10 protein-coding genes are annotated in these 13,703 nt (G+C 49.8%); 4 read left to right on the top strand and 6 right to left on the bottom strand.

Annotation, left to right across the window (positions count from 1 at the left end; translation table 11 throughout):
* Positions 1 to 79: 79 nt before the first annotated feature.
* From JTE88_RS00175 to JTE88_RS00165, 3 genes are all read right to left on the bottom strand, one after another.
* The gene (locus JTE88_RS00175; RefSeq protein ID WP_204424540.1) at positions 80 to 1,747 is read right to left on the bottom strand and encodes an MFS transporter; all 1,668 of its coding nucleotides are present in this window, start codon (positions 1,745 to 1,747) and stop codon (positions 80 to 82) included.
* Positions 1,748 to 1,855: 108 nt separating this feature from the next.
* Positions 1,856 to 3,055, bottom strand: a complete 1,200-nt coding sequence (locus JTE88_RS00170; RefSeq protein WP_204424539.1) for a Gfo/Idh/MocA family protein — start codon at positions 3,053 to 3,055, stop codon at positions 1,856 to 1,858.
* A gap of 195 nt (positions 3,056 to 3,250) precedes the next feature.
* A complete protein-coding gene (locus JTE88_RS00165; RefSeq protein ID WP_239519521.1) occupies positions 3,251 to 4,384 on the bottom strand; it encodes a zinc-binding dehydrogenase in 1,134 nt (377 codons plus the stop codon).
* Between the two features lie 188 nt (positions 4,385 to 4,572).
* Between JTE88_RS00165 and JTE88_RS00160 the strand changes: the two genes are divergently transcribed.
* Positions 4,573 to 5,313, top strand: a complete 741-nt coding sequence (locus tag JTE88_RS00160) for a sulfite exporter TauE/SafE family protein (protein WP_204424538.1) — start codon at positions 4,573 to 4,575, stop codon at positions 5,311 to 5,313.
* Between the two features lie 87 nt (positions 5,314 to 5,400).
* Here the strand turns inward: JTE88_RS00160 and JTE88_RS00155 are convergent, their stop codons facing one another.
* The gene (locus tag JTE88_RS00155) at positions 5,401 to 5,742 is read right to left on the bottom strand and encodes a hypothetical protein (RefSeq protein WP_204424536.1); all 342 of its coding nucleotides are present in this window, start codon (positions 5,740 to 5,742) and stop codon (positions 5,401 to 5,403) included.
* Between the two features lie 216 nt (positions 5,743 to 5,958).
* On the opposite strand from JTE88_RS00155, the gene JTE88_RS00150 reads away from it, so the two are divergent.
* A complete protein-coding gene (locus JTE88_RS00150; RefSeq protein ID WP_204424534.1) occupies positions 5,959 to 7,233 on the top strand; it encodes an AGE family epimerase/isomerase in 1,275 nt (424 codons plus the stop codon).
* Positions 7,234 to 7,300: 67 nt separating this feature from the next.
* Here the strand turns inward: JTE88_RS00150 and JTE88_RS00145 are convergent, their stop codons facing one another.
* Both JTE88_RS00145 and JTE88_RS00140 read right to left on the bottom strand, forming a co-directional pair.
* Positions 7,301 to 8,233 (bottom strand): carbohydrate kinase family protein, encoded by a 933-nt coding sequence (locus JTE88_RS00145; protein ID WP_204424533.1) that lies wholly within the window; start codon positions 8,231 to 8,233, stop codon positions 7,301 to 7,303.
* Complete coding sequence (locus JTE88_RS00140; protein WP_204424531.1) at positions 8,230 to 9,261, bottom strand: LacI family DNA-binding transcriptional regulator; 1,032 nt, start codon at positions 9,259 to 9,261, stop codon at positions 8,230 to 8,232. Before JTE88_RS00140 ends, JTE88_RS00145 begins: the two co-directional genes overlap by 4 nt.
* A 171-nt stretch (positions 9,262 to 9,432) precedes the next feature.
* Between JTE88_RS00140 and JTE88_RS00135 the strand changes: the two genes are divergently transcribed.
* Positions 9,433 to 12,462 carry an alpha-mannosidase gene (locus JTE88_RS00135; RefSeq protein ID WP_204424529.1) on the top strand — a complete coding sequence of 1,010 codons (3,030 nt, stop codon included), beginning with the start codon at positions 9,433 to 9,435 and terminating at the stop codon, positions 12,460 to 12,462.
* 2 nt (positions 12,463 to 12,464) lie between these two features.
* Positions 12,465 to 13,652 (top strand): glycoside hydrolase 5 family protein, encoded by a 1,188-nt coding sequence (locus JTE88_RS00130; protein ID WP_204424528.1) that lies wholly within the window; start codon positions 12,465 to 12,467, stop codon positions 13,650 to 13,652.
* The last annotated feature ends 51 nt before the right edge of the window (positions 13,653 to 13,703 follow it).

Here is a 13,703-nt window from a genome sequence, read left to right as displayed (position 1 = left end):
AGTCCCTGAAGGGACAATACATTAATAGGCTGAGGGTCTCACAACTGTGTTGTGAGACCCTCAGCCTATTAGAAGTAGGTTACTTACTGTAGAGATCTTCCATATAAACTTCAATCTCTTCCAAAGACTTACCAGATGTTTCTGGCATAATCTTCCACAAAATTACCGCAATGACGAGATTCAACACACCATAAATGGTGTAAGTCAATCCACCACCAAAAGTATTCATCATCGCTGGGAAAGTCCAGGTAATCGTTGCGTTAACAATCCACATACAGAAGATGGCCGTACCATTCATCACGCCGCGAACCGACGCTGGGAACATTTCACCCAGCATTGTCCACACCACAGTTCCATTGGAGGACTGAACTACCAACATGAAGAATGACATAGCACCAAGAATGACGTAGGCAGCCCATGACGGTGGAACCCTACCTGCATTCATATCTGGAGCGATAGCAAACTGGAACACACCGGCGATCACTAACAACGTTAGACCAACAAGAGTAACGTCCCAGATAAGGATACGGCGTCGTGTGAACTTGGTGATCAAAATAAGACCGAAGCTTGCACCAATCACTGACATGACACCATTTGCTACTTGTGCAGTGATTGCCGCTGACGTTCCCATACCTGCGTAACCGAGAACCTTTGGCGCATAGTACATAACAGTATTCACACCAGTTGTTTGGTTGACAATAGCTAAGAAAATACCAACTAAAAGGAGCTTCCGGAGCCAAGGAGTTGCCCAAACTTCTCTTAAACCTTTAGCTTGTTTCTTAGCTAGATCCTTCTGCCGGCTTTCAACCATTTCATAGAGTTCGTCGGTAATCGCATTGTCCGATTCTCCTTCACGGACAGTTTTCAACGAACCAATTGCCGCATAGACTTCTGTACGCAGTACGAACCAACGAGAAGATTCTGGCAAGAAATGCATGCCAAGCCACAGGAAAATAGCTGGAATTGAGCACAGTACGATCATCCATCGCCATGCCGAGCCGTTGCCGGAACCTTCTTGGATGGAAAGTTGCATCGCGAAATCACGGATAACATTCATGTCAGTTGAACTGGTTGCTTGTTCGATTGCTTTTTGCAAAGTATCCCAACTATACGCACCCGCTTCGATTTGCCCGCTTGGGTCTGACGTAACTGTTAGTTGCGGACCACCATACGCAGCATTAATTCCTGCGTTCATCGCAAAGGCCAATAACTGACCTGTAACAATCATCAACTGATCGAGCGCCACAATTGTTCCACGAATGCGCTTAGGAGCCGTTTCTGCAAGGTAAACTGGAACCGTCGCAGATGCACCACCGACAGCGAATCCAAGGACCAGTCGGAATGGATACATAACCCAAACATTTGGCGCAAAAGTGTTCCCTAATGCTCCAATAAGGAACAAAATAGCGAGCATAATAATGTTATGACGACGACCGTAGCGGTCAGAAAGACGCCCGCCAAACAGTGCACCAAAGGCAGCTCCAATTGTCAGGATGCCACCAATTGCACCTTCTTCAAAAGCAGTTAATCCCAAACCGCCGGCCCCCGAAGGCATATGCATATATGGTAAGGCACCGGAAATAACACCTGTATCGTAGCCGAAAAGCAACGATCCAAGAGTTGCCACCCCAGCAATTGCGATAATACCGCGGTGTTTACCAGAGGCCGGTGTTTCCTTTACCATCCGCCCTAACTCATCCTTGGTCAATCCTTGGATTGAGACTTGTTTCGTATTATTGTTTACCATCAGATCTCCTTTGATGATGGTCATGCAGCAAGTTACAAGATTCACCATCGTATCTCATAGCTTGTCTGACTAATTTACATGGGTTAGGTGTAGTTCTTACTCATGCACTCATTGTGCGAAGGTTATTTTTCCACTAACTTGATGTACGTTATGCCATTTCCCGTCCTGAGCAGATTTCACAATTGCTTCATCAATTTCAGCCGCTGACCAGCCATCTGCAACTGATGGACCAATTTGCTCTCCGGTCAACACACCGCTGAGGAATTTGAAACATTCAACTGCTTTCATGTCATCAAACCCCATAGAAGTTCCTGCTCCTGGCTGGAATCGACTGAAATGAGGATAGTTTGGATTTGCCATGGAACGGGTGTAGCCGTGAACAGTTCCTTGATCTTGTCCTATGCAAACTTCCAAATCATTGAGCTTTTCAAAGTTCCAACGGATAGAGCCGTCCGTTCCATAAACTTCGATCTGATATTCTGCTCTAGGTCCTACAGCGACTCGGTTCGATTCAATTGTGCCTAATACGCCCCCTGCAGTTCGGATAATAGCAGCAACATAATCCTCATTTTCCACCGGATGCATTTCATCGGATACTTCCCATCCAGTGTGTCCAACTCCCATTTTTGTTGGAATTGGTCTTTCAGTTATAAAAGTTCCGGTTGTTGCAGAAACTGAAGTAATCGCATCACGCAAAACATATTGCACAAGATCTGAACCATGGCTAAGTAAATCACCAACAACTCCAGCGCCAGCCTTGCTCCGATCATATCGCCATGTGTATGGACCTTGCGGGGATGATGCATAATCAGCAATCAACCAACACCTGACATTCGTGATAGTGCCGAGCTTACCTTCCGAAATTAGTTTTCTAGCTTCTTCGATTGCAGGAGTATGTCGATAATTGAAACCAACAGACGTGATGATGTTTTTACCATTTACCGCCTGAGCAATCTCTGCAGCTTGTTGAGCGGAGATACCCATCGGCTTTTCAATCCAAAAAGGTTTTCCGGACTTTGCAACTGCCAGTGCAATTTCTTTGTGAAGATAATTTGGGGAACAAATCGAAATTACATCTACCTCTGGATCATTGATAAGTTCGTGATAGTCGCTAACCGCTTTCTCAAAACCGAGCACATCAGTTGCGAGTTGTTGATTTTCAAGAACAGGATCGCAAGCTAAAACCAATCGAAGCTCAAGGTCCAGCTCCGGATACAATTCCGCCATTGCTTTATAGCTACGAGTGTGGAGTCTCCCCATCCATCCAAGAGAGATAACACCTACTCCAAGGGAATTTTTCTTAGTCATATGGTTCTCCTAAAGTATCCACCGCCATTGGTGATCACGCATGAAAGGCACCATTACCTTTAAAGAACACTTTAATTGTAAGATTAAAGAAATATTTTGTCTATACAAATAAAGCAATTAATTACATTGTTATTGGGTGCATGTCGTATATTGTCTTATTTCAAGTAAATATACGACATGCACCCAAATATCAAACTACAACGACATGTCTACAACAGCACGACCTTGAATCTTACCCTGTGCCAACAGTTCGTAGCCCTTCCCTGCTTCTTCAAGCGGGAAACGACGCGTCACAATGTGTTGGTAATCGATCTTACCTTCGGATGCCATCTTGACAACTACTGGCAAATCTTGTCGAGTGCGAGCTCCGTACGATCCTAGAATTGACTGCGAACGGCGAACAGTTCGATTGATTTCAACGGCGGCCGTTTGCACGCCTGCACCTAGACCAATAGGTACCATCCTTCCGCCATCGCGCAGAGCATCGAGCGCCGATGCCCAAGTTTCAGGACGGCCAAGCGCTTCGAAGGCGACATCCACACCGCGACCGTCGGTAATCTCGAATACAGCTTCGCGCACATTCTGCTTAAGGGAATTGACTACATCGGTTGCACCAAGTGCTTTCGCTGCTTCAAGCTTATCGTCAGCAACATCGATCGCGATAATTTTCTCAGCTCCGAACGCTTTAGCGACTTGAATAATATTAGAACCGATACCTCCAGTTGCAACCACTGCAACACTTTCACCGTAACGCAAATCGGCGCCACGACGGACCGCACCATAACCCGTCAATGCGGCGCACCCGAGAATTGCTCCGGAAACCATATCCATCGAATCTTCTAATACCGCTACCGAAGTCGCAGGAATAACGCAATACTCCGCCAAAGCGCCCATAGAGTACATCGCAATAGGCTCATCATCTAGGGCAAACAATCTAGTTTCCCCGTCATAGAGTTGTCCCTTGATCCGGTTTAGATCGAAGAATGGCGCACAGAGATCATCTCGTCCTTGCGCGCAATAATCACACTGACCGCACGGCATCAGGAAAGCTCCAGCAACATGTTGCCCAACACTTAAGCCCGTATGTTGATTACCTGGTCCGACTTCAACAATTTCACCAGTTACCTCATGACCCAACACGGCTGGCATCGGGAACGCAATCTTGCCGCCAATGACATGAAGATCGGAATGACACAACCCGCAGGCGGTAACTTTTACTAACACCTCCCCGTCACGAGGATGTGGTGTTTTTATTTCTTCGACCTGTAACCCTAGCGCTGGATCACGTAAAACCGCTGCCCGCATCGTTGCAGGAATTTGTACAGACATTTTATCCTCCATTGGAAATTTATCTGACTTTGTTAGTTACAATAACAAAGCCAGTTTAGCCCGCTAACAACACCCTGTCCATCACCTTCTACCAATTCTCACCTTTTAATTAAGATACGTCAGAACAAATACTGACATTCATAACTAGTATGTAACCGATATTAATAATTTTGAGTTATTGTATTAACATGCTGAGTTTTCCTTCAATGACATTACTAGCACTTGGCGCATTCTTCGTCGGAGTATCTAAACTAGCCCTTCCGGGTCTCACCACCCTCTCAGTCGTTATTTTCGCTCTTGTTTTACCAACAAAAACCTCAACGGCTGTTCTCTTAATATTGCTCATTGTTGGAGATCTTCTTGCTGTTAAAACTTGGTTCCCTTACGTACATTGGGACGCCTTAAAGAAGCTATTTGTTGGTGTTCTATTGGGCGTTTTACTAGGTTCTTGGTTTTTGGCTAAAGTTCCGGCGCATAGCCTTCAAAAAATTATTGGAACACTCATCCTGGTACTGATTGCCATCACTTTTATTCTCCAGCGCTCAACATCTATCAACGCTCAACAACGCTTGGCATCCCCTGTAACACGTTATATATATGGAACCCTTGCAGGATTCACGACAATGACAGCAAATGCGGGAGGACCGGTGGTTACTCTGTATTTTCTGGCCTCAGGGTATGGCGTCGAAGCATTTTTGGGTACTCAAGCGTGGTTCTTTTTCCTTGTGAATCTTGTAAAACTTCCGTTAGCTCTCAACGTTGGATTATTGAACGCTCACTACACGTTTATCGCTTTAGCGTTATCCCCATTAGTCATTGTGGGAGCAATTTGTGGGCGTTATCTAGTTCGCTATATAAAGTCTGAAGTATTTAATAACTTGGTGACTATATTGACACTTACCACAGCACTTTATCTCGTGATTGCGTAACATATTTTTCAGGGCTGTGTGGTATCAGTGAGACCACACAGCCCTGCTCGTGCTTTTATCTGAGTTTTAAGATTATTTGCTACCGCATCACTTATCGCCCATAAGAATATTTTGGGCACACTCGTTGGAGTTTTTCATTAAGACATCTTCTATCTCTTGCGACACGTCACCTTGATCTAGTTTCTCTTTGTCGAGGGCCTTATCCAATTCTTGGGCCTGCTCGTCATTGAGCTCATCTAGGACTCCGTCTGCGAAACAGTGTCCAAAATCTTCAACTTGCTTTTGTTCCACGTCGCCTGTTGGGACATTTTCAGTAAATTTACTGTATAACTTATCTTTAATAGCTTCTTTGTCGGTTCTGTCAGAACATCCTGCTAAACCGGCAATCGAAAATGCGAGAACGCATACTCCGGCAATAACCTTCTTCATGTCTCTCCTCCGATACAGACACCACGCCTCTCTTGAGAGAGTTTTTGTCTGCCTGATTATATATTTGGTAGTTTATCGGAATTCACACTACCAGAAATACGTATTATCTTTGCGATGATCTCACCGTAACTAAACCGTTTTTGTTAGGATGTACATAGCGGCCTGTAGCTTTATGCCCCAGTCTACTCAACGCCCACTAAACGACAAGGAAGTCTCATGGTCATTGATGAAACCACCCAGTCCTGGCTTGCCCAGGAATTTCATGCGTTAGTTGATTTTGCTCGCCGGTCACGCTGCGAGCATGGTTTTTCTACTCTCGACGCCGACGGCGAAGCTGATCGGGCTGCCGGCCTTCAGCTATGGATCAACTGCCGGATGACGCATGTTTTTTGCCTTGCAACACTCAATGGCGACGAGTCGGCTCGCGCTTTTGCCCAGCACGGAATCGACTGCTTGCGCCACTATTTTTACGACGAACAGCACGGTGGCTTCTTCACAACATTGCGGTATGACACCGATGAACCACTCGGGGATAACGGCGAACGCAAAGCAGCCTACGCGCACGCTTTCGTTCTGCTCGCTGCTAGTTCAGGCATCCAGGCAGGCTTAACCGGCGCACAGGAACTATATGATCTTGCGCTAACCGCCCACGAAACCTATTTTTGGGAGCCAGAATACGGGTTAGCCCGTGAATCCTGGAACCGCGATTTTACTGAAACTGAAGACTATCGTGGCGCCAACGCAAATATGCATACATTGGAAGCTTCATTAGCTGCTTGGGATGCCACATCGGACGTACGCTGGCTTGAAAAGTCGGCCTCGATTCTCTCTTTTGTGCTGGGTGAAGCCGAAAAGATCGGCTGGCGTATTCCAGAACATTTCGATTCATCATGGCAACTCCTTCCAGATTTTAATCGAGATCAACCAGCCGATCCGTTCCGTCCCTTTGGCCTAACTCCAGGCCACGGTATTGAATGGGCACGGTTAACTCTGCATTTCTGGGCTGCTAACAACCGACTTGCGGGCGATATTGCTCCTGAGTTACACGAATTTGTTGAGCACCTCCCACAAGCTGCCTATTCATTGTTCACGACGGCGTTGGCTGATGGCTGGGATGCCGATGGTGCTCCGGGAATTGTCTACACAACAGACTTCGACGGCGAACCAGTGGTTCATGAGCGGATGCACTGGACAGTGTGTGAGGGGTTGGGAGCCGCTGCCGCCTTCGCTACCTATGCCGAACATGCAGGCGATAGCGATCTCCGTGCCGAAATGCAGCTATGGTTTGATACATTCCTCGACTACGCCAAGGAATATCTCATCGAAACGCCCGGCCGATGGATTCACGAACTGGATCGCACCAACACGCCATCAGGCATTACCTGGCCAGGCAAACCAGATGTCTATCATGCCGCCCAATGCGTTCTGATGCCAAAATTGGACCTCACCCCATGCTTTGCTGGCGCATTGGCTCATAAGTCACACGACTAACGCTGTCATCTTGGCAAATCAAAAGCCGCCGCGGGATTCCTCCCGCGGCGGCTTAGCAGCTTAACAATTAGAGCTCTTCGAGTCGTGGTGGGTTTGCCCCCGCCCGCGAAACAGTAATATCAGCAACCCGCGCTGCAAACTCGGCAATCTCACGCACAGTGCCTTGATCAAGTTGGGCAATCTTTTCGCGACGACCAGTCAAGCCACGGTGAGCTAACTGGTAGACGAGTGCGCCCATGAAGGAATCGCCAGCCCCAACCGTATCGACAACTTTCACCTGCGGATCTGCCGCCACATGAACATATTCACCGGCTGCGTTTACGACGATAACACCCTCTTTTCCGGCAGTTACAGCAACCAACAGCGGCCCATGCCCAGATGTGCGTCCTTGCGCAATCCAGGTACGTGCCAGCTCAATCGCGTCATCTTGACTTAACGCGTCACGTTCGAACAAATATCCAAGATCTTCATCAGAGCATTTCACCACATCAGCCTGCGCTACTAGGCTCAACACGTGCTCTCGAACCTTCGCCATATCATCAATAAGTGCTGGCCGAATATTGGGATCGTAACTGATAGTGGCGTTCTGTCGGGCACGGCCAATAATCCGCGCTACATCTTGGGCGCCAGGCTCGATAAACGCTGCAATAGAACCGGTATGCACATGCTCAACTCCTGTCAGATCTGGCGCGTATCCGTCCAGATCCCAGGTCATATCGAACGTGTAAGTACTTGCGCCCGTCTCGTCAAGAGTGGCAAGAGCGGTCGCGGTACGTTCGGTTTCGACAGTAGTAGTGGCAACGTCGTCGTCAGCTAACCATTGTTCAACGATCTTCCCGTGCGCATCGCCTCCAACCATCGTCAAAAGGTGGGCTGGAATACCAAGCCGGCTAGCTCCGATAGCAACATTTGCAGGGCTTCCACCCGGGTGTTCTTCAATAGTTCCGTCAGTGCGTTTGATGATGTCGATGACGGCTTCGCCAACGATCAAAATGCTCATTTGCAGACCTCTTCGTCTTTCTGTGGGAGTTTTCGGGTTGAATCCCGAATGATAATGTCAGCCGGTTCTTGCTTTTCCAGGCGAGGCTGGTTGCCGTTGAGAACGTCCAGCAAAAGCGCTGCAGCCTGCCGGCCAATAGCTGCTGGTTCACGATTGATAACCGTAATTGACGGGGTGACTATTCGACACAGTGGGGAGTCTTCGCATGAGCAGATCAACACGTCACGGCCGATTTCTTTACCGGCAGCGCGCAATGCGTTAAACCCGCCGAGGGTGAGGATTTCGTTGTCAAAAATGATGGCATCGGGGGTAGCGTGTGCGTCGAGGAGTTCCGCAATGGCGTTGCGTCCAGCTTCTTCGGTTGCGGTCGTTCCACTTGCTACTACTGTAGTAAAGCCACGTTTACGACCATGGTTTTCGAGGGCTCGAATACGTTCTTGAGTGTGGATGAGGCTCGGTATACCGGTAACGTATCCGATGGTTCGGGCGCCTTGGTCATAGAGGTGTTCAGCAAGCGTGGTGACGATTGCGGCTTCGTCGCCAATAATGGAGGCGGTGTTGGGGACGTCATTGCCAACGACGACGGCTGGCAATCCGATTTCGTTAAGGATATCGATTCGCGGATCGCCGTCGATCGGATCAACGACGACGACGCCGTCGACTCGCCCTTGTGCCCACCACGTGCGATAGGTAGCTATTTCGGCTTCTAGATCTGGGCCGGTATGGAATACCAGATCGTAGTTGTGTTGGGTGAGTGTTTCTTGCAGGCCGACAATGAAGTTGAAGAAGAATCGTTCAGATGTGTAGGAATCTGGTTGGCGGGCGATGAAGAGCCCTACCGCGTCGGCTTTAGCGAGGGAAAGTGATTGAGCGCGAGAGTTGGGTACCCAGTCCATTTTGTTTGCGATGTCGAGGATGCGTTCGCGGGTTTGTTCGGAGATACCTGGGCGGTTGTTGAGGGCGAAGGATACAGCAGTGATCGAGACGCCTGCTTCTTGGGCAATATCCTTGATTGTTTTTCTACTCATAACCTACCTTTTGGCTTTCTGACGCGATTTAATGACTGGTTATATCATAGTCGTATCAGGCATGAACCTCAGCGTTTTTGCCCAATCGATATGAAGACTTGCTCTAAATCGGTTTAGTCATTAATCTGAATATACATCGGGAACAATGATGCTCTCAACTGAAAGGTTGCTATGGACGCCGGACTACTTCTCACTCGTATCAAGCGCACGCTTAACGAGCGAATCGCGCGAGCACAATACACTCCAGTTAGTCAGCTAACCGTAACCACATGGCGGGTGCCAGACGAAACAGTTGACGGGAAAAGCGTCATCGGAGAACCCACAACTCCGCCGTCGTCAGCTCACTTCACTGTATTAAACGTCGGCGAAACCTGGGGAAAACCCTGGCAAACCGTCTGGTTCAACATCCACGGAACCACCCCGGAACATATTCCTGCCGGGGACACAGTCGAAGCACGGATCAACCTTGGCTGGGCTGACCACTCTGCCGGATTCCAAAGCGAAGGCCTCGTACGTGATAGCCAAGGGCATACCGTAAAAGCCCTCAACCCACGCAACCAGTGGATACCACTTCCACAAACACCTAACACCAGCTTCAACTTCACCATCGAAGCCGCAGCCAACCCACTCCTCCTTGAAGTCCTTCCCTTTCAAGTCACCTACGACGGCGATAAGCTCACCGCATCCCAGCAAGATACCTATCAGTTGTCCCAAGCAGACGTGGTCGTTCGCCACAACGACGTCGTCAATCTCACCACAGACATCACAGTCCTCTACGAGTTGCTTGAAGCCAAAGGCACCGCCGCCTTCACCAATGACGACTACGAGACGCTGTACGCGCTGAACTCTGCCCTCGATCAGATCGATCTGGACAACATCCCGGCAACCGCTGCCGCTGCCCGCACAGTAATCGCACCGATTCTCGCCCGCCCAGCACTACCCGGCGCACATCGCCTCTCCGCCGTCGGCCACGCCCACATCGATTCCGCCTGGTTGTGGCCAATCCGCGAAACAAAACGCAAAGTCAATCGCACCATCGCCAACGTTGTCCGCCTGATTGAGGACGGAACCGGACTGGTCTTTGCACTACCTGCCGCTCAACACGTTGCCTGGCTGGCCGACGAAGATCCCGAACTCTTCGAACGCGTCAAGAAATGCGTGCGCGACGGCTCCATCGTTCCGGTTGGATCCATGTGGGTAGAACCCGATGCCGTCCTGCCCGGCGGTGAAGCCATGGCCCGCCAACTCGTAGAAGGAATCAGCTTCTTCCGGGAAGCATTCGACTACGAATGCAAAGAAATCTGGCTCCCAGACTCCTTCGGCTACTCTGCCGCTCTGCCACAGCTAGCTCGCGAAGCTGGCATTGATCGGTTCTTAACTCAGAAAATATCGTGGAACCAAACCAACATATTCCCGCATCACACCCTGCAATGGGAAGGAATTGACGGGTCGCGGATCTTCACTCACTTCCCGCCGGCAGACACATATGGTTCGGAAATCACCGGTGCCCAGATTCGCCACGCCGTCGAAAACTTCAAAAACAAAGGTGAGACCAACAGTTCCCTTCTCCCATATGGATATGGCGACGGCGGTGGAGGTCCCACCCGGGAAATGATGGAACGCCTCGATAGGTTGGAAGATCTCCGTGGTGCACCGCGCATCATCCGGGAATCTCCACATGATTTCTTCGACCGTGCCGAAGCTGAATTCCCTGAACCTCCAGTCTGGGTTGGCGAACTCTACCTTGAACTACATCGCGGTACGTTCACCTCCCAAATCGCCGCGAAACAAGGCAACCGCCGTAGTGAGGCATTACTGCGTGAAACTGAATTGTGGTGCACTATTGCTGCCCTTGCCGGGGCCAGCTATCCATATGAAGAACTGCGTGCACTTTGGCGCAATGTTTTACTGTGCCAGTTCCACGATATTTTGCCTGGCACATCGGTTGCCTGGGTCTATCGCGAAGTAGCTAAGATCTATGCTTGCGTCAAAGAAACCTGCGAACGGCTTATTTCGGACGCGTTCTCATACTTATCTGCGGGTCGCTCCCCCGTCCACGCCCTTGCTAACGCCACAGCTTTCTCCTCACGTGGCGTTGCACCATTGGGCGCGGCAGTGGCGGCCGAATATTCCGGTGGCGTCGTTGATGATATTCAGATCGGCAAATCGTTCCTCTCCAACGGTGTTCTCACCATCGATTTTGCTGACGACGGCGCATGCACCCGCATCACCGATGCCACCGGACACACGTTTATTCCATCCGGCGAAAAGGCTGGCCAATTCTTTGTGTTCCAAGACTTCCCCAACATGTGGGATGCGTGGGATATTGATCCTTTCTATCGCGGTTCTGAAACAGTGTTACCGCTAGAGTTCGACGGAACTAGAATCGACGACGACGGCGTGGCCTGCGCTCGTTCCCGCGCCACATTCAACAACTCACATATGAGTATTGAATGGCGGCTCGCTCCGGGCGCCGACTATGTTGATGTTCATGTGGAAGCCGATTGGCACGAACACGAAAAACTTCTCAAGTTGGGATTCCCGGTAGATATTCATACCGCCAGTGCTCAATACGAAACTCAGATGGGCTATATTGAGCGGCCAACTCATACCAATACCTCATGGGATAGCGCTAAGTTTGAAGTTAGTACCCATCGCTGGGTGCGCCTCGAGAATGCTCACATATCCTGGTCAATCGCCAACGATGCTACATATGGATGGGATATCAGCCGCCACAGTGCTGGCCGACGCGGAACGTGGAGCCTTGTGCGTGCCACACTCATAAAATCCGCTGTTTATCCAGATCCAAACCAAGATCAAGGAACGTTCTCGTGGAACTTCCGGATTCGCCCGCAGGCTTCTGTCGCTCAAGCAATTGCTGACGGCCAGCAACTCAATCTGCCGTTGCGTGAAGCCCCCGTGGAAATCCAGGCACCGTTTAGTGTTGATGGCGCAATCGTTGAATCTGTTGCGATGGCACCGGATAAGAGTGGCGACGTCGTCGTCCGGCTATATGAGGGGCTCGGTAGTCCAGCACACGTCACGCTCACCTGGCCAGATGTTCAGGTGACGGCCACTGACTTGTGTTACCGCCCTAGTGAGGATGCGCCAGCGGTATCCTCAGATGCCGGAAAGCATAGTTTTGATCTTGCCCCGTTCCAGATCGCCACGATGCGTATCACCCCAGCAGAAAGGAACTAGACATGAAATTCGGTGTTAACTACACCCCGCGAATTGGCTGGTTTCATTCCTGGTTAGATTTCACTCCAGATCATGTTCGCGCTGATTTTGATGCTATCGCGTCGCTAGGCGTGGATCATGTTCGGATTTTTCCGTTGTGGCCAGTACTGCAACCCAACCGTACATTGATTCGCCAGCGGGCACTTGACGATGTTGCTACGGTAGTCGAGCTTGCCCATGAGCGCGGTATGGACACATATGTGGATGTATTACAAGGGCACCTGTCCTCCTTTGATTACTTACCGTCCTGGGTGAATTCATGGCATCGTCGCAATATCTTCAGCGATCCAGATGTGGTCTCAGGTGAGATGGCTCTAGTTGAGGCACTTGCTTCGCGGTTGCGTGATGTTCCGGGAGCACAAGGCTTAAGCCTGGGTAATGAATTCATCCAGTTCGCAGCCGATCGCCATCCAGAACAACACAAAATCACCTCTGCACAAGCACACGACTGGCTTACCCAATTACTGGGTGTAGCTCGCACCGTGTGGCCGGATGCTACTCATGTTCATACTCACGACGACGATATCTGGTTTGATACCGCGCATCCTTTCGATCCGGCGTCGGCCGTTAAATTTGGTGATGCCACCACTGTTCATTCGTGGGTGTTTGGTAAGGTAGGCCCACGTTTTGGGCGTGGGAGCATACAGCTAGAATGGTTCTCCCGGTATTTGTGCGAACTGGCAGATGCTTGGGGCCAGGCTTATGGTCATACCCAGCGTCCAGTGTGGTTACAAGAGATCGGGTCACCGTCAAACTATGTAGATCCTGGCGATTCGGCTCAGTTTTTAACCGCTAATATTGAGCGATTGATGGGCGTTCATGGCGGTGGAACTGCCCCGAATTTGAATGCGATTACTTGGTGGTGTTCACACGATGTGTCGCGGTCTTTAGCAGACTTCCCAGAGCTAGAGCACACTCTTGGATTATGCGATTCCGACGGTAATGTTAAGCCAATTGGGCGAGCATACCAAGAAGCTGTTACTGCCTGGCAGGATGTTGAACCGGTGAGTATTGACCGGCCAACGTTGACGATCGATCTCTCTTCACAAACACGCGATTTGGCTGATGCTCACCATACCTTCTTTGATCAGTGGATGGAACAAGCATTGACTGGAAAAGTGCCACAGATTGCTATTAACCAGATCAGCTAATCTTCACTAGCCTATTTATACAGTTGTTCGCCGGAGCCAAGCTCCGGCGAA

This window comes from Arcanobacterium phocisimile, from assembly GCF_016904675.1.
Classification (GTDB): Bacteria; Actinomycetota; Actinomycetes; order Actinomycetales; family Actinomycetaceae; genus Arcanobacterium; species Arcanobacterium phocisimile.
The sequence above is the reverse complement of the archived record's forward strand: the minus strand, read 5'-3'. Positions and strand labels throughout refer to the sequence as shown.